Raw genomic sequence first — 22,910 nt, 5'->3', positions numbered from 1 at the left:
CAATAAAATCACTATGCAAATACTAACAAAATCAACTATTCCTAACTATTTCAACAATACAATTTTTCTTGTAAATACATGCCTGCTATTATCTTCCTTCGATATCATCTCAGCTCTTAAGATGTATATTCCACTTGAATAATTTTTACCTGTAAATATCAATCTATAGCTTCCAGCCTTATAATCCCTGTCTGCTATTTTCTCTATCAACCTACCCCTCAAATCATAAACCATAATCCTTACTCTACTCTCCTCTGGTAAACAGAACTCTATATTCGTCATTACATTAAATGGATTCGGATAATTTTCTTTTAATTCATAACTATCTGGTATTACAACAAAATTTTCTGACGGTTGTGGTGCCTCTTTGTATAAACCTTTATCGAGCATTTTCAACATTTCTTTCGCTTTTTTAATATCTATATCGCCCATCTCCAATCTCATATATATGAGATCTATATCAACTCCACACTTATCCTCATACTCATCAGTTATCAGATGACCTTCTTTATTATCTCTCATTAATCCATACTTTATCATCCATAGATCGTAAAGTGCATGACGAACTATCTTAAGATTATTACTATTTTCTTTCAAATACTCACAAATTGATATCGCTTTATCATAATTCTTGTCACTTATTAAATATCCAATAAGATATAATGATGCTTCCTGTCCCAGTAATTTATCCCTATATTTTTCAGATATATCTCTCAATAAATCCTTCTCATTAAATGAACTATCAATTTTATTCTTGCATCTCATATATTTTTTCCAGGATAATACCGAAACAGGATTATCTGGATATCTATCCATAATCTTATAAAAAATATCTGCCGCTTCTTCATATCTCTTTTCCATCTCAAAGTTTTTAGCTCTTTCGAACAGACTCTTTATATTCGCATCAACACTAATATTTTTATTCTCAAAACTATTTATATCATCTGTGATATCCTTTGCTATCTCCTTAACTAATCCTGGTGGATATCTGCCTGTAATATCTCTATATAAGTATGGCACATAATAAACATCACCCTCAAATTTATCAGGATCAGGAGGCACACTCCCCCAATAATTATATCTAGCATTCACTGTCCAATCTGTCCAATTTGACAAGTTCCACGTTCCATTTGAGCAAATTGTACTTCCTGATCTATACAAATTTGCTGTAGCCTCATCCTCCAAACGAATTCCACAATAGCTATTATACACTATCACATTTTTCCCATCATAATTATCCTCCCTAAACCAAATATCTGAATAACTACCTGCAAAAATACCCCAAGTATTGTTATATATATCACACCATTGTATCATTGCACCAGCATCATCAAAGGACAAACCTATACCACAATTTCTGATAATATTATGATATATAGATACATCCTCAGGATATAATGTCCAATAAACACGTACCGCTGTTGAATTATTTTCCATAATGTTTCCACCTATCGAACCACGATTTCTAATGTAAAAAATACCTATTAAATTGTCGTAAAATTGACAATTATCAACATATTGCCAGTCATGGTTATTACTATACATGTAATATATAAATACACCATAATGACAATCGGTTATCTTAGAATTCATAATATTGGATACTGTTTTAAAATTACGAACTCCTGTAACTGCATATTTTATCTCACAGTATCTTAGCTTTGAACCATCTCCATATATCCTTATCCCCTTCCAATCGCCAGGCGATGGATTGGGTTTGGAAGAGGTGAAGATTATGGGTTCATTTGATGTACCCTGAGCTACAAGTTGACCATTTACAATCATTTTTGTCCCGGGGGCAAATTCAACCCTTACTCCAGAACCTATGGTTAAAGTTACATCCATATCGATGGTGATATCATCATAGATAAAAACGTCTTTCTCCCATGTAGTATTCTCACTGATTTCACCTCCCGAAGCGTTTATGTACACCTCCAGACTAACAGTTTTGTTGTTATTATCCCACACTATATTCTGAAATGCATAGTGAGATTCCGAACCATTGCGGAAGTCGTTGTTTGGAACGGTACTCCCATTCAAATCTTGACGCTGAAAGATGGGGAAAGGGTCCCTGGAGTATGATCTATTCTCCCACTCGGGGTCCCAGTATCTATCGCTTATCTCATCATCAGCTAGTATCAAGTGAATCCATGTAGGCTCAACCCTCCATACGAGAAGCCCTCCCTGATTTCCATTTGGATCATCAGGTTCCCCCTGATAGTTTGGATCGTTGGGTGTGTAATAGTCGAAACCATCTCTTAGTCGATTTTCCAGTATAAAAAACTTATTTGAACCACTTAAACTTCTATCGATAACATAATAGTGGGGACTAAGATAATTATAAAATATGGTAAGGTTTTTGACGTTCTTGGAAATATAGTGAATATTTTCAGCACTAACCCATCCATTAGATATTTTATAAAAGGGATTAATCCCTGATGGACAGGCTCCGTTTTTTTCGGGACCGCACATATCACCCACTTCCATCAAGGCGTAATAATCAACTTCGTTGGCATTTTCGTAGGAACCATCTGCTAAGTGAGGTAAACCAAGACAATGCCCAAATTCGTGACAATGTCCGCCAATATGGGTAAATCCCCACCCACTATTTAACCTTTGATGTCGTTCTCCAATGATATAATAACGATCATTAAGATAGCGTGCATGCGGTGATAAACCTCCCCCATAGAATGTTTCGCCCGCATAAATGATGGCTATCTTATCGTACTCATCATACGGAGGATTGTCCAATCCCAGTTCATTTACTATTGTACTAATGGCGCTTCCCAGACCGTTGTAATACGTCTTTGTTCCGCTTAGCTCATGCCATGGGTCTGAACTACCGGGAGGATATATTACCCCGCTGTTTTCAGTGAAAGTTACAACCCCATTGGTCTGCTCCTCCCAATACTCACGGAAACTGCCGTAAATACAATCCTCTTCAGGATGGATGCCCTGTTATCCTTCTGGATCGTACCATACATGATTTGTTGAAAACATCATGTTGTTGAAGTCATCAACATTGTACCCATTGGGATGTTCAGAGTCTTTGTAACGTTTAACATCGGAAAACTCAACCAGCACAATACCCATGTTATACGGATCTGAGGCCGTAGTAACTTTTCCAAGACCATTGCTGTACTTCGAGAGCCTTTGTCTAAATTTCTTAGACATCTCCGCTAACGCTTTCTTTCTGGCTTCATTCCTAGCTTTCCTCCTCGCCTCTATTTCAACAAGAGCCTTCCCTTTCCTTTTTAATTTGTACGACTCCTTCAAAGGTGGATCAATACCAACCCTGTGATTTGACGCTTTGAAATCTCCGTTCTCATCAAGAATTGCATAGTAATAGTAGTAGTCATCTCCTCTGATAATTTGATAGCCGTCCTTCGTCTCAAAATTGCAGCTAATCTCATCCCACACCAGCCTGGCTATAAATGTAACTCCGTTAGGTTGCTTCCATTCGATATACCCACTGTCATAATAACCTGCTATTGAGATTGATACGAATATTAAAGAAACCATTAATGAAAGTAAAAAATTTGCTCTCATAGTTTCCCCCTCCCTTGTTATCTAACTAATGTAATTTTAAATGATTTTCTATACCCAGCTACCTCCAAAACTGCAATGTAAATCCCACTCGGAACTTTCTCTCCACTTTTATTCTTCCCATCCCACCGAACCTCGTAATCACTAGGAAATTGCTCATTGTTAACTAATTTGGCAACCTCTTTACCTTCAATATTATATATACTAAGCTCTACCTTTCCCCTCCTATAAAGCCTGTATGATATTACCGTAGCTTCATTAAAAGGATTTGGACAATTTCCATATAATTGAAAATATTTTATATATCTGGATTCCTTATTTTCATCTATTCCAACATCATCCCCCCCTATTTTACCATCACTTGTTATCCTTTTTACCGTTATATAGCCATAGCCAGTTTCTATAACTATTATAACTGAGCCATCATCATTTATTACTGCATCTCCAACCATTACATAGTCATTGCCCTTATCCCTTGCAATCAGTATGGGTTGATTTTTCCAGCCAGGATTGCCATATCTATCATACGTACTTATATAAATACCCTCCCCTTTTCCCCATAAAAGTATGTTTGAACCATCTATATCAGTTAAAAGTCTCTTTACCTTTCCAGCCATCGTATCGATCAGAATGCCTTCGTTACCATATATCATATCTCCATCAGGGCTAATGCGAAATAAACGATTATCAGGTGTGACTATAGAAATTGAGGAGTCTATGTTGATTACACTTAAAATTCTGTATGGAAACTTTCCTGAGTATATAGTGTCGAGAAATACTCTCTGATTCCAGATTGGAGTTCCAGAAGAATCTAACCTTAGACAATATAGGTAGCCTTCAGGATATTTAGGGTAGTAAAAGCCAACACAGTATACACCTCCTTGAAGATCATAATTCAGATTGTGCACCCCAGAATCGGAAAACTTAACACCGCTTCCCCATCTTTTCATACCATACCTATCAACTCTATGAAGTTTCCTGTAATATACGTAGGCTCCGCCGTTCCCATCCGTACAGAGCTTCGGGTATGGACATCTAATCAAATTATCTGTTAGTTGCACTCCTCCACTGTCCCACAGACTTTTTCCATTAGAATTATATTTCTGGATAAATACATGGCCATAGGGTAAATATCGATCTGTATAGCGATAATCCTGCCATGCTACAACCACTCCGCCTTCATCATCATATATACAACTCCCGGTTGGATCATGGTAACATCGAATGGTAGTATCAACAGGAGTAGCTATCAGAATCCCACCTTTCCCCCATAGAAAATTGCCACTGCTATCTATGTGATGCAACCTTAAATGTCTATTCTGAATATTTGGATAATCCCAGAAAATTATATCCTGAAACAACACGTAAACACCACCTCTTCCATCTGTAACAATCTTATGATCCATGAGAGTTTCCGAATCATGTAATCCTTGTATATGAATTGGTTCCGGAAAGCATTTGTACCCGTGTTTATCTACCCTCTGCATGTAAATACCACCGGGCTCCCCAAACCACTGCCAGCAAACTATAACCCCACCATTACCATCACTAACTGCCTGTGGATACCTGCCTCCCCCTATTATTAATTCCTCTTCAACTGAGCTTGGCCATTGGGGCTTGAGAGAAAGTAACGGTATCAGGATAATAATTAAAACCCTAAAAATAAACGAAAAACCTTTCATCAAGCTATCCCCTTTTTGCCAACTTTATGCCATTAATATTATTTTATTACCCTAATAATTCTTTGTCAAGTCCTTTTTCAAATTTTTCTAAAATATTTTCCCATCTAACTAAACAATTCTATCAAATATTTAAGCATTTATATTAACACACCTAATTTTTAATTTAATTCATAATTCTCTTTAAGAAATTGCCTCGCGATTTGTTCAGGTGAACCTGAGTAAATTCTGGATTTAACATTGTAAATAGAAATTGGAATACCTGTATTTTCATCAATTCGCATATTTTTCTCAAAGCTTACGAATGGAGCCTGTGCATAATGGAATTGATTGGATACAATAAGGCTAACTAACACAAGCTTCTTAATAATAGCCTGAATTTTTCTTAACATAATGCCCCCTCCCCTTTTTTATTTTAACGTATTAAGATCATTTTTCTAATATTTCTTAGATTCCCGGCTTTCAGTTCATAAAAGTATATACCAGAGTTTACAAAATTCTCTTCGTTATCTTTTCCATCCCAGATTATTTTATACATTCCTGGATTTTGTCTAATTCCACATACAAGTGATGTAATTCTTCTTCCATTGAGATCATATATATTTAGAGTTACATCATTTGTTTCCATTAACTTATACTCTATAACAGTCACATTATTAAATGGATTCGGATAGTTCTGATAAAGCTTAAACTTATCAGAAAAAGTAAAATTGCTTTCTTTGATAACATTATTTTTGTTGTCGTATTTAAGAAGTGTATTTCTGGTTCCAAAAATGTATCCTACTTTCCCATTCTCAACAAAAACTATCTTATATAGATAAGCATCTGTCCCAGATTCAATCTTTTTCCATGTATTACCTCCATCTTCTGTATATCCTATAATCCCATAATCACCCACAACCCATCCAGTACTATCATCTATAAAAACAACGTCATTTAATATTGGAGATGGTAAACTATTATCTTTCCAGCTATTACCACCATCATTGGTTATCAATATCATTCCTCCTCCAACACAATTAAATCCCACTGCACATCCGTGCTGTCTACTGGAGAAGTAAACCGCCTGCAACATATAAGTTTCTGGTTCTTGGACAAACCATGTCTTGCCACTATCATTAGTACTAAGAATAATCCCGCAATCAATAATATCACTTCTACCGCCAACCGCCCAGCCATATTGCCTATCAACAAAAAAGATATCAGTTATCCCAAATCTTGCGTCTGATTCAATCTTAGTAGGGTGCCAGGTTAACCCACCATCAGTCGTATAATAAATAGAGTTTTCACCACCCGCAAAACCAGTTAATGAATCTATAAATGTATATACATGATAATATGAAGGTGGGGATGATACTTTTTGCCAAGTATTCCCACCATCTTTAGTACTATATAAACAATACTTATACGTATGAGAAGTGGCAACTCGTTTTTTCGCCTTCATCCAGCCGTAGTAATCATCAACAAATAGAATATCGAAACATAAAATACTATCACTGCTCATTTGTATCACCCAGGAACTGCCGCCATTAGTAGTACGATATAAATTCTGAGGAAGTTCACCTATTGGTATAATCCAACCTTCATTTTGATTTTTAAATGTACCATCGAGCCTATATATTGAATCAGGAATAAAGTCTGGACAAATATTTATCCATTTTTGCGCGAAAGCCGAATCAATAAAAAATTTTAAAACAATTAGAATTATTAGAGAAAGGTTTCTTATTTTACCTTTTGTTAATAAAATTACCCTTAACATATTTAAATATTCCTCCTTATTACAGATAATACTACCACTATTAATATTTTAAAAACTCGTTTCTATTATTCACCATCTTTTATTATCTCTAAAGATATATTGAAATTATTAAAAGTTCTATCCCCCAGATTACCCACAACATTTATCTCCTGATAACTTTTCATTTCTAATTCCGCTTTTTATATAAATAAATATACCCCCCCATAATCTTTTGTCAAGCCCTTTTTTAAATTTTTCAAAAATTAATTCTCCTCGAATTATAAAATTCTATCAAATATTTAACTTTTATATTAATACACCTAATTTTTATTAAACAAAGAAAAAGTCGACGCTTCAAGATCGGCTTTTATAAAATCACTATACAAATACAAACAAAATCAACTATTCTTAAATACTTCACCAATACAATTTTTCTTGTAAATACATGCCTGCTATTATCTTCCTTCAATATCATCTCAGCTCTCAAGTTTTATAGTCCATTTGAATAATCTTTACCAGTAAGTATCAATCTATGAAAAGAATCAGGAAATTGCTTGTCTAAAATTGTATTCTTCGGAAAGAACTAGGGGCAGTGGTAGGATTAGATGGGAGTAGTTTATAAATATTATACATTTACTCCTTTATCAAACTCTCTATATCGAATACTGCGATCTTTTCCATTAGAAATACGAAGCGGTAAAGTCCACATAATTACCTTCTACCAATCCAGTGGATTCGGAGTAGATCTCGGATTCGTAACTCCATCAACATTTTTAAATAAAGGAATTCTGTAGGTAGATGTCGTATTACAAATACCATCTCCTACCGGATCAACAGGATACCCTAATGTCACATCTGCTGTACCATCGTAAGCCTCAAGATAATTACCATCTAAAAATCCTCATCCCCTAACTGCAAATACACCCATTCCACATTTAATATTATTATTCCTGATTATCGGATTCGTAGGGTAGTCACAAAAAATCCCTGCTGAATTAAATCCATGAACTGATATGGAACTATACTCTATTAAGCCCCTAGAATTTCCATATTGTATTTCTATCTATCTCACCACTGACTATCGTCGAATCTCCCGAACCACACATTTCAAATAAATCATCAGAAATTAAATCATCCGAATCTCCTTCCCTACAACTACTTAAAAATCCATATACAAAAAGAAAAATAGTTAGAACAAATATCCTCATTAAACTTCCAAACCTCATGGCCATCACCCCAACAAATAAAAAAACATCTGTCTCTTCAATCACCCTGAAATCTCTATCTTACGACAACCCTTTACCTCCATTTCTACTTTTTAAATTTGTTAGCTTACCTCCATAATCTTTCACTATATCCTTTCCCCAGTTAACTTTCAACCCATCCCATATCCGGGTTTATTTCCATCTCTTAAAAACAAATCAATCGCCACAATAGTGCAGTATCGTGCCGTTCATTCCTACCGCCCATCCCTCATCTCGAGAAAGAAAGTATACCGATTTTAGGCAATCACCTATACTGCTCTCTGCCAAAGTCCATGAGGTACCATTGTAATACATAATGTATCCTCTAGGCTTTTCTTCATCCCCTGGACCGCGGTGTCCAACTGCCCACCCGTTATTTTCATCAACAAAGTATATATCAGAAAGCCCCCAGGAGTCCACGGGAGCTGGATTTTCCACCTGCTCCCACTTGATACCATCATAACGCCAGGTCTGGGCAGTATTAGGACCAGATTTGGCTGGACTCGCTACTGCCCACCCTAAATTTAAAGATAACATGAATACACTATTAAAAAGGGAATTAAGGGTATCAACATATTCCCAAATACCATTTGTGTAGTGCATAATACCAATCCAACCTACTACCCATCCATCATCCTCTGATATGAAATAGAGTGACATCCAGCCAGCACTATCTCTATTATAACTCAACACCCATTCTGCACCATTATAGAAAATTATAGACCCCTCCCAACTGCAAATGTAACCAATGTTATCTGAAACAAAATAGATTGAGGTGAAAGAATGTTTACTATTGAAAGATGAGATATTTTGCCAATAATTACCATCATAGTGCAAAATAGTGCCAGAATCACCCACTGCCCATCCATTGTGAGATGAAACAAAATAGACATCATGCAGATTACAATTTACAGGAGTAACTACATTGTGCCATTCACTCCCATCATAGTGAATAATGGTCCCTCTGTCTCCCACCGCCCAACCATCATTAGAATTCACAAAATATACAGAATATAAATTCTCTTCCGTTGGACTCTCTACCTCATACCATCTATATGTTTCTGTATCATTACCAAAAGGATTCTTTCCACATCCGTATTTATTACAAATCAAAAAACTTATTAAAACAACTGCTAAAACATTCCAATTTCTTACTGACACTTTCATTTATCCCTCCTCCCTATATATAACACTGTCAATTAAATACTTGAAATGCACATACTGTTCGCCAAAAAACGCAAAATTAGAATCACTGGAACAGTCAATGTTATACATTTTTACTCTTCTTCATTTGCATTCTAATGGCAAAACTACCACTTGCGACCATAGTATACCTTTTCCACTTATGGTCATCTCCCCCTAATCTTCACCATATTTTTCCTATCCTGTTGTAAAAATTGCAACCCAAGGATTATATGAAATATCTCTTAACTCATCACAATCATGGTTATTGATTATCCATTTCATATACAATATCTTATCTTTTAATAAACAATATTATCAATTCAAAATTTTTTATCAAGTCCTTTTTTTAAATATTTGGGAAAGTTCATGCACATGGTGGTACGATAGAATTGATTAAATTGAGGGTAATGAGTGATGAGAGCATAGCCCGTGGACAGGCTATGCTCTGCTAGATTTTTAGAAAAGGAATCAAAGATAAGAAAAGACATGAACTACAATATTCCAGTAAGCTCTGGAAAACAACTTTATTTCTATACATATGAGAAAAGTGTAACATCGACAATAATCTCTATGAAATTATTGCTTGAGTATTTATATACCAATTCTATTTCGATTTCCTGAGAAAAAACTCATATAAAAAATTCGAAACCCTGGTAAATATCCTGAAAGATTATAAAATATCCCAAAGTATCGCATTTATGCCTCCTCTCCCGAATAGGGATTCTACGAATAATAGTCGATAAATTACTCGGCAAAGATACATTAACCTCTCCGATTAACCTTAACTATGATCTGTACCACTATGTACCTGAAGCCCCCACGTTTTTAGAAATAAGTTATTCAGGTAAATGCTGAACATTTTGTCATAAAAAACGTAATAATTTATAAAAGTTCACAAATATCTATTTATAAATTAGAGTGATTGCTTAGAATAATTTATGGTATGAAATACTAATGGTTGCTAATGCGCTTAATTTTTCAAAATATATTTTTTTCAACTCATTTTATCACGCATATAAATTTTTTATGAATTAATCTTAAATAATCCTTATATTACCTATGGTATTTGTTGTAGGGAATTGGTAATCCGCGAGGGGGATGACCTTGAGGACGCCTTATCCGCTATTATCTACAAACCTCCCTCCTTCCTTGGGATCTCCTCCCAATTGGGTCATCTCCCTCATATATAAACCTTAAGTCGATATTATGAAAAAATTGTATGAGGAACAGGTCAATTCTAAAAAAATATTTACAGGTAAGCTCCTTGATGTTTATATTGATGAGGTCAGACTTCCGGATGGAAGACAAGCCGCTCGTGAGTATATAAAGCATCCTGGTGCTTCTGTTGTAATTCCATATCTTGGTGATAAGAAAATTGTCTTTGTCCGGCAATACCGCTATCCGGTTAGAGAGGTGACGATTGAGCTGCCTGCAGGTAAGATAGATCCAGGTGAGAATCCAGAAGAGACGATTCGAAGGGAATTAATAGAGGAGACTGGCTATAAGATTGGTGAACTGAGATATATATTTTATTTCTATCCTTCTGTCGGCTATACTAATGAAAAACTCTATATCTTTTGGGCAGATAATCTAGAATATATTGGTCAGAGACCTGATTCAGATGAGAATATCCAGGTTCTAAAAATTGATCTTGATTCGGTGGTGGAAATGATTTTTGATGGTAAGATAAAGGACTCAAAGACAATCATCGGAGTATTTATTGCAGAATATTTGTTAGAAAATGAACAATTAAGAGAGAAATACAATATCAAGATTTAAAATTTATAGATGGAAAATTTTATAAATCCATAATTCATATTCTAAAATTTAAATTTTCTCTTGGGTTTTATTAAGCCTGAATGCTTAAATCTTTTATATAATTCTATTGCAAATCTGTTTTCGAATTCTTCATTATTTTCTGGATACCAACCCATAATATCCTGCCATACCTCTTTACTTTCCATACAAAAATATACAAACGGCGGTTCATTAACGTTCATTAATTTATCATAGACCTTCCTGTATAGCATAGTTCTCAAGGGACGTGGGTAACGTAACTTACCATCAAGTCCTTTTATCATCTCCTGGTAAATAATCTTGGTTTCCGGATGCCTATCTGAGATTTTATCTTTTGTTGCAGGTGGGTATCTTAAACTACCGAGGCTTATCCATGCAATCTTTTCAGGAGGGATATTCTCATATATCATATCAACAACTTTTTCATAGTCAATTTCGCAATTTTTGTAATAAACAATTGGATCGAAGTGAAATCCAACAAGAAATCCAGCGTCTATAGATCTTTTCGCCGCCTTTATACGAGCTGACAGACTTGCTGATAATTTCTCTTCACTCATTACGATTTTATCTGGATTCACAGACCATGATAGGACTATATTTTCATTGTGTTCCACATTTAATATTTCATCGATGTTTGTTGTTTTTGTCTTCAGCTCAAAAAATACATTTTTCTTCTTTGAAAAAAATTTCACTGCTTCCTTTGCGAAGACAATTGTGCCCTTGTGGGCAAGACTATCTGATAATTCGCCGGTCCCAATTCTTAAAATATTCTTCCCCATAATTTTAATTAGTTTTTCTGCCTGCTTAAAAATATCTTCAAAGTCTGTGTAAATTATTGTTACAGGCTTATTTATGTAATATTGTAATATGCAGTAAGAACAATCAAGAGGACAATTTATTGTCTGATTTATTACCTTATATCCGCAGCATAGATAAGATTCCTGCGTCCCAGGGCAATCTTTGACTATTTCACCCTTACTTTTCTTTACCAGTAAAGTATTTTTCATTTCTTCTGGTTGTATTTTATTAAAAATTTCCTCTTCGGAATTGATAATTTCATAGTTTTTATAATATTTTAGTATTTCCTGTGTCCAGTATTCCTGTAAGGTTTCTTTTTCTACATAGACTTTTATCATCTAATAATTTCCTGAATAGATTTTATTGTTTTTAAAAAATCATCTGTTACAAATTCTTTTAATCTATTATCTTTAATATTTTCATCAATTTTAATATTAATCTCTAGAGTTCTTTTTTCCAGTGTTTTATCCCAGTTAATCTTTATATATTTAGGAATATTTTTCTTTCTTATTAAGTTTTCTATATTTTTATTATATCTTGATATAGTGGGATAACGAATCCTGTAAATTTCTTTTCTAATTTCTTCGAGATTTGTACCTCTTTTTTCAATCATCTTGTTTAATTTGTACTTTGTTAGAATCTTACTCACCTTAATACTGTCTCTTCTTGATATTTCGTAAAGATTTTGAGCTATTTCGTTGTAAATGCTGAGAGAGGGTTTAAATTTTATTATTAATTTCTCCACGTATTTTCTTGCTTCACTGTCTAATCGGACTGTATAAATGCATGTTTTAATAGGAGCAAACTTTTCATCGAGATAGTCTGTTATGACTCTATTTAAGTCCTTGATTTTTGCTATCTCATCAATTCTGTTTTTATAATCGCTTATTCTTAGTGTTTTTAATATCTGTTCATCTATTTCAATTTTGTTTTTTAGAATGTATCCAGCTATTCTTGATATCTCCGTTGGAAATAGTTTGAAAAACTTTTGATGGTAATTTAAGATAAAGACAATTTTTTCTTTTATAGAACCCGTTTTCGGTAAAATGGCAGGGATAGAGTCAAAACTGTATTCAATATAAATGTGTAATAGGTGGTATCCATAGATTATTTTATATTTTAAATTTAAAGGTTCAATGATAATAGGAACGATAGAACTCCTTGAGGATTTTAATTTAAAAAAATCAAACTCTCTATCTCCAACATTTAGGTTTTCAAATTTTACCAATTTTACTTTTAAATTTTTCGAGTTCATTTTTATAATACTCCAATTTTGGTTTATAAATATCAGGCAGATGTTTTCTTTTGTTTCTGCCAGTCGATAAAACTTTCAATTTTTTTACAATTTCATTCATGACTGCAAGCCTTTTTTCATCGTCAAGTCTAGCTTTGAGAATTTTTTCCAATGCCAGTACTCTGTATCTATCCATACCCCAGAATGTTCTGGATAACTGTGTGGAATGTCCACCTGTTTTTACTATAAGTTTTTCGTTAATAAGGCCCACAGGGTACTTCAAAGTGACTCTAAGCCATAGATCATAATCCTCACAAACAGGAAATCTCTCATCAAAATATCCGATGTCTTTAAAAACTTTTTTATGAATTACCACAGCTGATGGGCTTATAATGCAGAGTGGTAGTGATTGAAAAAATATCCATCCCTCGTATTTTTTATGTTTATTCATTGGGTTTACACGCTTGCCATGTCTTATCCAGACCTCATCGGTTTGTGATATGAGATAATGAGTGTTTTCTTTCATATAATTCATTTGTATTTCAAGTTTTTTCTCAAGCCAGTAATCATCTGAATCCAGAAATGATATCCATTTCCCCTTTGCATGTTTTATTCCAGTATTCCTAGCAGCTGATACTCCGGAATGTGGTATGCGAATATACTTTAATAATCCTGCATATTTTTTAATAACTTTTTCCGTTTTATCCTCTGATCCATCGTCTACTATAATTAGTTCAATATTCCTGTAGGTTTGGTTTAATACTGATTCAATAGCCCGTGTCAGGAAAGAAACTCTGTTGTATGTCGGAATTATCACTGATACAAGTTCGCTATTCATTTTTTATCAAATTTTTAATCAGTTCTATAGTAGCACTGGTAAGGATTTCTTTGATTCTTGATAGGTTTTTGTAAAATATTCTTGTTGTATCAGTATTGCAGTAGTCTGTAGCTACTTTGATTGATATAAAATGGATATTCAAATCATTACAAATTTTTGAAATATAATATGATTCCATATCAACTATTCCAGCGTCGATATATTTTTTTTGTATTTCACTTTTTTGATGTATTGATGTTATTGGTTTATCTACGGTGATAATTCCTACTCTTTTCCAATTTTTATTGATGTTTTTAGTAAATATAGAATCACAGCAAATCACCTTATCATCTTTAAAGCTATAAAAAACTGATGGCAAGATAATATCGAAGAGATTGACCTTGTCACTTACTATTCCTGCTGTTCCAGCATTTATAACATGTGAAAACTTTTCTTTTTTGATAAAATGTTTCAGGCTTTCCTTATCTTTTACTCCTATGCCAGTATATTTAATTTTTAAATATATATCTTTCAGCTGGTTTTTAACTATATTGATATTTATTTCTCTTTCACCTGCTATGCAGATCAGTATTTTCATTGCGTTCTATTCAATATAACAAAGGAAATTAGAAGCAATTAAATTAATATTCAAACTGGAATATAGCATTTTTAAGATTATTTGATGTTATTTGTCTATTATTGACAAATAGTATAAATTTGAACCGTTAAAAAAAGAAGGAGGATTAAAGTGAGCGAAATAATTGATGTAATTGCAAGAGAAATACTGGATTCAAGGGGTAATCCTACAATTGAAGTTGATGTAATTACTGAAAGTGGCTTTTTCGGTAGAGCTGCTGTTCCTTCAGGTGCCTCAACTGGTGAACATGAGGCATTAGAGTTACGTGATGGTGATAAAGAAAGGTACAATGGTAAAGGGGTATTAAAAGCTGTTCAGAATGTTAATGAAATAATCGGACCAAAATTAATTGGTATTAGTGTCCTTGAACAGCCGTACATTGATAATCTGATGCTTGAGCTTGATGGAACCGAGAATAAGTCGAAATTCGGAGCCAATGCTATTCTGGGAGTTTCGCTGGCAGTAGCGAAGGCTGCAGCTGCCTACTGTGGTCTCCCTCTTTATCAGTATATTGGTGGAACAAATGCAAAAGTAATGCCTGTTCCATTAATGAATATTTTAAATGGTGGGAAACATGCCGATAATAATGTTGATCTACAGGAGTTTATGGTAGCACCCGTGGGTGCAAGTTCATTCAAGGAAGCGTTAAGAATGGGTGTGGAAGTGTTTCACGCATTGAAAAGTGTATTGAAGTCAAAAGGGTTGAATACATCCGTGGGGGACGAAGGTGGTTTTGCTCCTGATCTTAAGTCTAATATTGAAGCCCTTGATGTTATGATGGAGGCTATTGAGAAGGCAGGTTATAAGGCTGGGGATGATATATTTATAGCACTTGATCCAGCGTCTTCAGAGTTCTATAATACAAATACAAAGAAATATGAACTAAAATCTGAAGAGAAAGAGTTAACGTCTGAGGAGATGGTAGCTTATTATAAAAATATTGTTGAGAAATATCCCGTTTTCTCAATTGAAGATGGTCTTGCAGAGGATGACTGGGATGGATGGAAAATAATGGTGAAAGAACTGGGAGATAGGATTCAGATAGTCGGTGATGACCTCATTGTAACAAACGTTAAAAGAATTAAAAGAGCGATTGAAGAGAAAGCTATTAACTCGGTATTAATAAAACTTAATCAGATAGGTACTCTGACTGAGACACTTGATTCTATAAATATGGCTCATAGAGCTGGATTTACGGCTGTTATTTCCCATCGGTCTGGAGAGACGGAAGATACTACAATTGCTGATCTGGCAGTAGCGGTAAATGCTGGACAGATAAAGACTGGGTCAGGATGTAGGACCGATAGAATTTGTAAGTATAATCAGCTTTTAAGAATAGAAGAAGAACTTGGTGACATGGCGACTTATCAGGGTAAAAATGTTTTAAAAAGATGAGAAGGACCAGAAAATATAATTATAGCGATACGGAGGAAATAAGTAGTAAGAAACTATTTTATCTCTTGGTTATTATTCTGGGATTATGTATCTTTATCATTACATTTGTTGCGAGCGATTACAGTATTGTACAAGTAATAAAGTTAAATAAAATGAAGAAGGAACTTTATTCTGAAATAAATCAATTGAAAATGCAGCAGGATTCCCTCAAGGCGGAGCGGCTCCGCCTTGAGAGGGATCTCGAATACATAGAGAAAATTGCCAGAGAAAGGTATCGAATGGTAAAAAAAGGTGAGAGGGTTTTTAAAGTAATTGAAAAATAGATAAAAAATATAGATAGTTAATATGTAAATATAATGGATTTAACAACTTTATTTGGAATTATTAGTGGTATTGGTCTTATTATTTTTGCGATTTTTGCCAAGGAGGGTGCTGCAAACTATTTCTGGGATTATCCGTCTCTATTACTGGTGCTTGGTGGGACACTTGCTGCGACATTTGTTAATTATCCGTTCAAGGTTGTATGGCGTGTATTCAAAGTACTGAAAAATGTATTTAAGAGAGAAAAGTTGAAATATGAAGAGGTTATAGATCAATTTGTTAAATTGTCAGATAAAGTTAGAAAAAATAGTATAGTTTCACTCGAAGAGGATCTGCCAAATATTGAAGATGCTTTTATGAGAAATGGACTTGAATTAGCTATTAATGAAAAGAACCCCGACAGATTAAGAAATTATCTTCAACTTGAACTGTCGAATATGAGAAAGAGACATCAGCTTGGGCAGGAGATATTTTTCTATATGGGCACATATGCACCGGCTTTTGGTATGGTTGGAACCATTATCGGTCTTATAGTAATGCTGAAAAATTTTACAGTATCTACTGGTGTAGCGGGTGGCATAGATGCTCTTCTTGAAACAATAAATTTTGACATAACGGCTCAATTTAAAGAATTGCTTGGTGGTATGGGGATGGCTCTACTTACGACATTTTATGGGTTAATTTTAGCCAATCTTTTATTTATCCCGATTGGAGGTAAGCTTAAAAGAAGGTCTGAGGAAGAAATTATGCTTAAGGAGGTAATGATTGAGGGAATTTTATGCCTGCATAATAGAGAACACCCACTTATTGTCAAAGAAAAGTTGATAACCTTTGTCCCTATGAAAGAAAGGGAAAAGGAGACTCTAAATAATGTCTGACAGAAAAATAGAGGCTCCTAAGAACTTCTGGGCTATAACATATGCTGATATGGTTACCCTCCTATTAACGTTTTTTGTTCTTACTCTAATAATTGTTAATGAAGCACAGAGCAACATATACAGGGTAATAGATGTTTTACTTGATGAGACAAAAAAAGATATAGAATCTTATATAAGGGAATCAAGGCTTAAGAATTTGATAAAAGTCACAAGAGACACCAAAGGTGTAAAGTTATTAATGAGTAGTTCAATTGTCTTTAACATAAATGAAGCAGAAATAAAAAATGAATTTAAGCCAATATTGAGAAATATTGGCTACATAATAGGACAGTCAAGACTGCTGAACCTTGATAGATATCCCGAACTTAATCGTTTTGAAAGGATTCTGAAGAAAGAAGGTATCAATCTTGATGTGGAAATCAGGGTCGAAGGACATACCGATAATTTGCCTATACGTTCTGGTAAATATAAAAATAACTGGGAATTATCCACTGCCAGAGCATTAAATGTTGTAAAGTTTCTGATAGAAAATACAGGGATACCGGAAAAATATTTCAGTGCAATGGGCTATGGGGAATTTCGACCAATTGCTAGTAATAATACTCCAACAGGTAGAGCAAAGAATCGGCGTGTAGAGATCTACGTTGATGCTGATCTGACACGAAGATAATCTTTCGTTGCGGCAATAATAATTAGGATAAATAGTGAAAGTATGGAAATTTCTTTCTGTATATTTTTTATTCTACTCTTTTACTTTCCCAGCTTTCGAAGTTCAAAACTTTAATTCACAGTCTATGGCATTGGGAGGGGTCTCATCTGTTTGCGAACCTTTTCTAAATCCTGCAACACTGAGTTTTACCAGTGGTTCTATGTTTTCTTTTAACACTGGCAACATTTTTGGGATAAAAGAATTAAAGTTTCATCAGATAGTGGCTGTGTTAAATAGAGGGAAAAAGTGGAATTTAAGATTTATAGGCAGTCGTATGGGTGGCGATCTGTATATAGAAAGCTTCTTCAGTATGGGATTATCAGTAAAAATAGTGGATAGTTTTTCCACCGGTGTTAATTTGAATGTATATGAAGTTATTGTTAAAAAGTATGTTTCCTCAATGAGAGTTACATTTGATATGGGCTTTGCTTATGATATAAACAAAAAACTTTTGATATCTGTGCTCTTTCGCAATATAGAGGATGGTTTGAAAGGGAAAATGTATAGCAATATTCCTCAAGAATTTTACTATGCAGTAAACTACAGGGTAACGCAAGTTTTAAGTCTTTACTTAGAATTGTACAAGGATATTCTCTATCCATTTACTTTCAGAATGGGATACAAAATATCTCCAATAAAGTATATTGATTTATTAGCGGGTTATCAGATATATCCGGATAGGTTCTCAGCAGGTATCAGTTTGAATCTGAGTTTTCTTAAGGTATCCATATCGTATTTGAATCATGGGGTATTACCTGGTACCGTTTATTATGGGGTAGGATGTTATTTAAAGTAATTATGTTTATTTTGCTTTTAATTATTTTTGTAAATACTGGTCTATCACAGGATTATTCAGAGATTGTAGATTATCTGGATGAGGGAAATATTAGTGCTGATGAGCTTGAGGATATTATAAATGAATATAAAAATAATCCGGTTATTCTGTCTGAGGTTACAAGGGACGATATATTAGGCTTACCTATTAGTGTGGATTTGAAGTATAAAATTTTAGTAAATATGAAGCAATTTGCGGGAGTTAGTAAATGGAGCGATCTATCAAAAATAGGTTTTTCCGAAAATGAAATTGCCGTTATAAGATTGTTTTTCATAATCAGGAAAGATGATTATAAAAAATATGATATTATTAATTTCATTTCCTTGGATAATAACTATTTAAATAAATATCCATTGAGTAAAATAAAACAACAAATTGTATATAGTGACAGGTTTCTATTTACAGCTTTTAGTAATGAAATGGATCAAGGTGAGAAAAGCTTTTTTGATAGTTATAAATTCGCTATTTCTCTGAATGTATTTCACAATAGATGTGAATTAATGGCTGGTTCATACAGGATAAAATGGGGAGCAGGGATTTTATTTAGCAATAGCCTGTTTTCTAGATTTGTCAGGGATGGTTATAACAATATCTATATATCAAAATCAGGAGTAAGACAGTATATAGGATATAGTGAAGATCATTTTCTGAGTGGGATTGCTGCTAAAGTAAATTTTAGAACAGGTGATATTTTAATTTTTTATTCCAAGCGGAATCTGGATGCAAGGGTAAATAACGATACCGTTACAAAATTTATTACATCAGGTTATCATGTGAGCCAAGGTGAAATTATTTCTAAAAATGCAGTTGCTGAAAATCTGTGTGGTATAGGATTTAATAGAAGTTTCAATGCTGGTAAATGTGGAATTTTATTTGGTAAGATGACCTATAATAAAGTTATTGAATTTTTATGCAACGATGATGATTATAGTTATATATCACTCTATCATCGGATGACTTTTGATAAGGTTAGTTATGTTGGAGAGGTGGCGTTGATTGACAAATATATTTCTTTCATTGAGGGAATTAAGGTGGATGTAAATAGAGTTAGAATTGCGACAGGTTATAGAAGGATGAATCCATACCTCTTTTCTCGCCTGGGAAGAAGCAGAAAGTATTTTTCCTCATACAATGTGAATGAGGAAGGATTTTTATTTTCGATTATGAAAAGATTTGAAATTTTTAATATAAGTTTCTTTTTAGATTTCCACAGGCGTATCTTTGATAGTGATGATACGTGGAGCAGGTTGGACAGACTATATATTTATATACCTGTTAGGAAAAAAGTTAATTTTGGACTGGATATATACAGGGACAATCCATCAAGTCCGAATGAAAGTTTAAAGATGAGGTTTAATATTCACTATAGGATAGTGAAACAATTTTTATTTAAGAATATCATTGTCATGAAATTATTTAAACAGGAATTAAAGTCAACACTTGCGATGTTATCCCTGAGGTATGAGATGGTGAATTGGATTGTGTATATCGGGATTTCTGAGTATTTTAATAAGGCAGGATCTATGTCTTCGATAGTTGAGCCTTCAGTCTCATATAATATCGATCTGGTAAATTTATATGGAAATGGTCACAGATTTTTCATAGTTTTTAAAGGTCATATTAATGATAAATTTGAACTCAATCTGGCATATAAAAGGAATTTGGAAATTGATAGAAAATATGATATAAAAGAGAAGAATAGAGTTGTTTTTCAAACATGTTATTATCTCTGGGATAAATAATAAAATGAAAAACTTTTTGAGAGTATCTGGATTGATAGTTTTGCTGGCTAATATAGCCTTTTCCAGCTATATGAGTGTTAATTTCCCTGAGCTTAATAAAAATTTCAGAGTCCGTATTGCAAAATATGATACTATTTCATACGTATCGTTGAATGATTTTACGAAGAAGATTGGTGCAAGGACATATTATCGGCCTGAGAATGGTAAGTTGCTTATATTCATTGATAAAAAGATAATAAAGTTTACAATAAATAGTTCTTTCCTTGTTATCGGTACAGATGTAGTGAATATTAAATATCCAGTGTTATTAGTTGGAAACGATATATATGCTCCAGCCAGTAGGTTCTTGAACGCATTAAAAATATCAGGTTTCCCAAATCTGTCCTTCAGGATTAATAAAGATAACATTGAGGTATCGATATATAGAAAATCCAGGTTATTTAAGCCGTCTACTCTTGTCCTTGGGAATATAAGTAAAATAAAGGCCACCGATAAGGTCAATGGTTTGGTTGTAATAATAGATGCTGATAAACCTTTTTCAGATAAAGATTTTTCATATTATTTCAGGAATAATAACCAACAATTTTATCTGACTATATATGGTGCTAGAGTTGATTCGAATAATATTCCATTTATAAATGAATCTGTCTATATAGAAGGGATAAAAGTTCTGCAATTAGGGGAGTCAGTACAAATTATCTTTAATTTTAATAAGAATTTCATATCCTCTGATGTTCATTATGATTATACTACAGGTAAAATACTTGCCTCTCTGTTTTTCCCAGATAGTAATGTTATCAAAGAGAAAATAGAGAGGGCAAAAAGCTCTTGGTACATCGACACTGTTGTTCTGGATCCTGGACATGGGGGTAAGGATGTAGGTACTCCCAGGAGACGATATAGATTAAATGAGAAAGATATTGTTCTTGATATTGCGTTGAGACTGGGTAGACTGCTTGAAAAAAAGGGGATACGCGTTGTTTATACACGAAAGAAAGATGTATTTCTACCACTATGGAAAAGAACCCAGATAGCCAATAATGAGAATGGGAAGTTATTTATAAGTTTACATGTTAATGCTTCTCGCAAAAGTAGTCGTGTATCTGGTATTGAATTTTATCTTTTAAGACCTGGTAAAAGCGAGGATGCAATTGCGGTGGCAGAAAAGGAAAATTCTGTAATTAGACTCGAGTCAAAGGAAGATCAGGAAAAATATAAGGGCTATGATGACATAACAAACATTCTCGCTAATATGGTGCTGTCTGCTTATATGAAGGATAGTGAAAGGTTGGCTGAAATAGTTTCAGAGAATTTTGAAGAGAAGGTTCCCTTTAAAAATAGAGGTGTAAAGCAAGCGGGATTCTATGTATTAATAGGCGCATCAATGCCGAGCCTTTTATGTGAGATCGGATATATGACAAATCCAGCTGATGAAAAGAAATTAAATAGTTCCAAATACAGACAGATGATAGCTGAGACTCTATGTGAGAGTATAATTGAATTCAAGAAAGTATGTGAAGAGGAAATTGTTGGTGGTAGATAACAATAGACCTATTGGCATTTTTGATTCAGGACTTGGTGGGTTAACAGTTGTAAAACAAATAAAAAAGATATTGCCATATGAGAAAATAGTTTATTTTGGTGATACAGCGAGGGTGCCTTATGGTTCAAAGAGCAGTGAAACTGTAATCAGATATTCATTGCAAATATCACAATTTCTTGAGGACAACGGAGTAAAATTTATTGTTGTAGCTTGTAACACTTCATCGAGCATAGCCCTTGAAGAGTTAAAGCTAAAATGTAATGTACCGGTAATAGGGGTGGTTGAGCCAGCATGCAAAAAGGCAGTTGAAGTGACAAAAGAAGGTACTATAGGAGTAATTGGTACGATTGCAACAATGAATTCTGATACTTACAAATTGATGTTGAACAATTTGAAACCTGATATTAAGGTAATACAGAAGGCTTGCCCATTGTTTGTTCCTCTGATTGAAGAAGGATTGTTAAATGGTGCTATTGTTGACAGTGTAATAGATTATTATTTAAGCTCACTAAAAGGTAAAATTGATACCTTAATACTTGGATGCACTCATTATCCGCTATTAAAGGATTCTATTAAAAATTACTTCGATAGTAAAGTAATTATTATTGATTCTTCTATTGAGGTAGCTAATGAAGTGTATAGAATTTTCAAAAAAATCAATCTGCTGGCGGATCATGATAAAGATTTAGAAATCGAAGATAGATTTTTTGTATCGGATTATCCACAAAAATTTGAAGAGATTGCTAGTTTTTTCATGGGACAGAGATTAAAAAATATAGAAAAGGTCTTTTTGGAATAATCGTTTTAAATCA

20 protein-coding genes are annotated in these 22,910 nt (G+C 33.8%); 9 read left to right on the top strand and 11 right to left on the bottom strand.

From position 1 onward, the window contains the following. Positions 1-45: 45 nt before the first annotated feature. The 7 genes from H0Z29_01165 to H0Z29_01135 form a co-directional block, all read right to left on the bottom strand. Positions 46-2,751, bottom strand: a complete 2,706-nt coding sequence (locus H0Z29_01165) for an immune inhibitor A (GenBank protein MBO8130109.1) — start codon at positions 2,749-2,751, stop codon at positions 46-48. A gap of 207 nt (positions 2,752-2,958) precedes the next feature. Further along, complete coding sequence (locus H0Z29_01160; GenBank protein MBO8130108.1) at positions 2,959-3,549, bottom strand: hypothetical protein; 591 nt, start codon at positions 3,547-3,549, stop codon at positions 2,959-2,961. A gap of 17 nt (positions 3,550-3,566) precedes the next feature. Then, positions 3,567-5,228 carry a T9SS type A sorting domain-containing protein gene (locus H0Z29_01155; protein ID MBO8130107.1) on the bottom strand — a complete coding sequence of 554 codons (1,662 nt, stop codon included), beginning with the start codon at positions 5,226-5,228 and terminating at the stop codon, positions 3,567-3,569. 158 nt (positions 5,229-5,386) lie between these two features. After that, the gene (locus H0Z29_01150; GenBank protein MBO8130106.1) at positions 5,387-5,617 is read right to left on the bottom strand and encodes a hypothetical protein; all 231 of its coding nucleotides are present in this window, start codon (positions 5,615-5,617) and stop codon (positions 5,387-5,389) included. A 23-nt stretch (positions 5,618-5,640) separates the two neighbouring features. After that, positions 5,641-6,984 carry a T9SS type A sorting domain-containing protein gene (locus H0Z29_01145; protein MBO8130105.1) on the bottom strand — a complete coding sequence of 448 codons (1,344 nt, stop codon included), beginning with the start codon at positions 6,982-6,984 and terminating at the stop codon, positions 5,641-5,643. A 1,016-nt stretch (positions 6,985-8,000) separates the two neighbouring features. Continuing rightward, the gene (locus H0Z29_01140) at positions 8,001-8,234 is read right to left on the bottom strand and encodes a hypothetical protein (protein MBO8130104.1); all 234 of its coding nucleotides are present in this window, start codon (positions 8,232-8,234) and stop codon (positions 8,001-8,003) included. A gap of 150 nt (positions 8,235-8,384) precedes the next feature. Next, positions 8,385-9,374, bottom strand: coding sequence for a hypothetical protein (locus H0Z29_01135; protein ID MBO8130103.1), 990 nt, complete (start codon positions 9,372-9,374; stop codon positions 8,385-8,387). A 1,224-nt stretch (positions 9,375-10,598) separates the two neighbouring features. Between H0Z29_01135 and H0Z29_01130 the strand changes: the two genes are divergently transcribed. Next, positions 10,599-11,171 carry an NUDIX hydrolase gene (locus H0Z29_01130; GenBank protein ID MBO8130102.1) on the top strand — a complete coding sequence of 191 codons (573 nt, stop codon included), beginning with the start codon at positions 10,599-10,601 and terminating at the stop codon, positions 11,169-11,171. Positions 11,172-11,212: 41 nt separating this feature from the next. On the opposite strand, the gene H0Z29_01125 is transcribed toward H0Z29_01130, so the two are convergent. The 4 genes from H0Z29_01125 to H0Z29_01110 are packed head-to-tail and all read right to left on the bottom strand — an operon-like array spanning position 11,213 to position 14,636. After that, the gene (locus H0Z29_01125) at positions 11,213-12,325 is read right to left on the bottom strand and encodes a hypothetical protein (protein ID MBO8130101.1); all 1,113 of its coding nucleotides are present in this window, start codon (positions 12,323-12,325) and stop codon (positions 11,213-11,215) included. Beyond that, on the bottom strand, positions 12,322-13,242 hold the full coding sequence (locus H0Z29_01120) for a hypothetical protein (protein ID MBO8130100.1): 921 nt from the start codon (positions 13,240-13,242) through the stop codon (positions 12,322-12,324). The genes H0Z29_01125 and H0Z29_01120 overlap by 4 nt, the downstream gene beginning before the upstream one ends. Continuing rightward, positions 13,202-14,059 carry a glycosyltransferase gene (locus H0Z29_01115; protein MBO8130099.1) on the bottom strand — a complete coding sequence of 286 codons (858 nt, stop codon included), beginning with the start codon at positions 14,057-14,059 and terminating at the stop codon, positions 13,202-13,204. Before H0Z29_01115 ends, H0Z29_01120 begins: the two co-directional genes overlap by 41 nt. Then, on the bottom strand, positions 14,052-14,636 hold the full coding sequence (locus H0Z29_01110; protein MBO8130098.1) for a hypothetical protein: 585 nt from the start codon (positions 14,634-14,636) through the stop codon (positions 14,052-14,054). Before H0Z29_01110 ends, H0Z29_01115 begins: the two co-directional genes overlap by 8 nt. Positions 14,637-14,786: 150 nt before the next feature. Here H0Z29_01110 and eno point away from each other — a divergent pair, with 150 nt between their 5' ends. From eno to H0Z29_01070, 8 genes are read left to right on the top strand one after another with little or no spacing between them, the layout of a single operon-like run. Next, positions 14,787-16,070, top strand: coding sequence for a phosphopyruvate hydratase (gene eno, locus H0Z29_01105; protein ID MBO8130097.1), 1,284 nt, complete (start codon positions 14,787-14,789; stop codon positions 16,068-16,070). Continuing rightward, positions 16,067-16,393, top strand: coding sequence for a septum formation initiator family protein (locus H0Z29_01100; GenBank protein ID MBO8130096.1), 327 nt, complete (start codon positions 16,067-16,069; stop codon positions 16,391-16,393). The genes eno and H0Z29_01100 overlap by 4 nt, the downstream gene beginning before the upstream one ends. 33 nt (positions 16,394-16,426) lie before the next feature. Next, positions 16,427-17,269 carry a MotA/TolQ/ExbB proton channel family protein gene (locus H0Z29_01095; GenBank protein ID MBO8130095.1) on the top strand — a complete coding sequence of 281 codons (843 nt, stop codon included), beginning with the start codon at positions 16,427-16,429 and terminating at the stop codon, positions 17,267-17,269. Continuing rightward, complete coding sequence (locus tag H0Z29_01090) at positions 17,262-17,939, top strand: OmpA family protein (protein ID MBO8130094.1); 678 nt, start codon at positions 17,262-17,264, stop codon at positions 17,937-17,939. The genes H0Z29_01095 and H0Z29_01090 overlap by 8 nt, the downstream gene beginning before the upstream one ends. Positions 17,940-17,973: 34 nt before the next feature. Beyond that, positions 17,974-18,774: a hypothetical protein gene (locus H0Z29_01085; protein MBO8130093.1), complete on the top strand. Its 801-nt coding sequence runs from the start codon at positions 17,974-17,976 to the stop codon at positions 18,772-18,774. After that, positions 18,759-20,555 (top strand): hypothetical protein, encoded by a 1,797-nt coding sequence (locus H0Z29_01080; protein MBO8130092.1) that lies wholly within the window; start codon positions 18,759-18,761, stop codon positions 20,553-20,555. Before H0Z29_01085 ends, H0Z29_01080 begins: the two co-directional genes overlap by 16 nt. Positions 20,556-20,559: 4 nt before the next feature. Further along, entirely contained in the window at positions 20,560-22,098 is a 1,539-nt protein-coding gene (locus H0Z29_01075; GenBank protein MBO8130091.1) for an N-acetylmuramoyl-L-alanine amidase, read from the top strand. Next, a complete protein-coding gene (locus tag H0Z29_01070) occupies positions 22,088-22,897 on the top strand; it encodes a glutamate racemase (GenBank protein MBO8130090.1) in 810 nt (269 codons plus the stop codon). Before H0Z29_01075 ends, H0Z29_01070 begins: the two co-directional genes overlap by 11 nt. Positions 22,898-22,910: the final 13 nt, after the last annotated feature.

The sequence above is a fragment of the Candidatus Neomarinimicrobiota bacterium genome (assembly GCA_017656425.1).
Classification (GTDB): domain Bacteria; phylum Fidelibacterota; class UBA2242; order UBA2242; family B5-G15; genus JACDNV01.
Note: the sequence above shows the minus strand (reverse complement) of the source record. Positions and strands in the feature narration are given on the sequence as shown.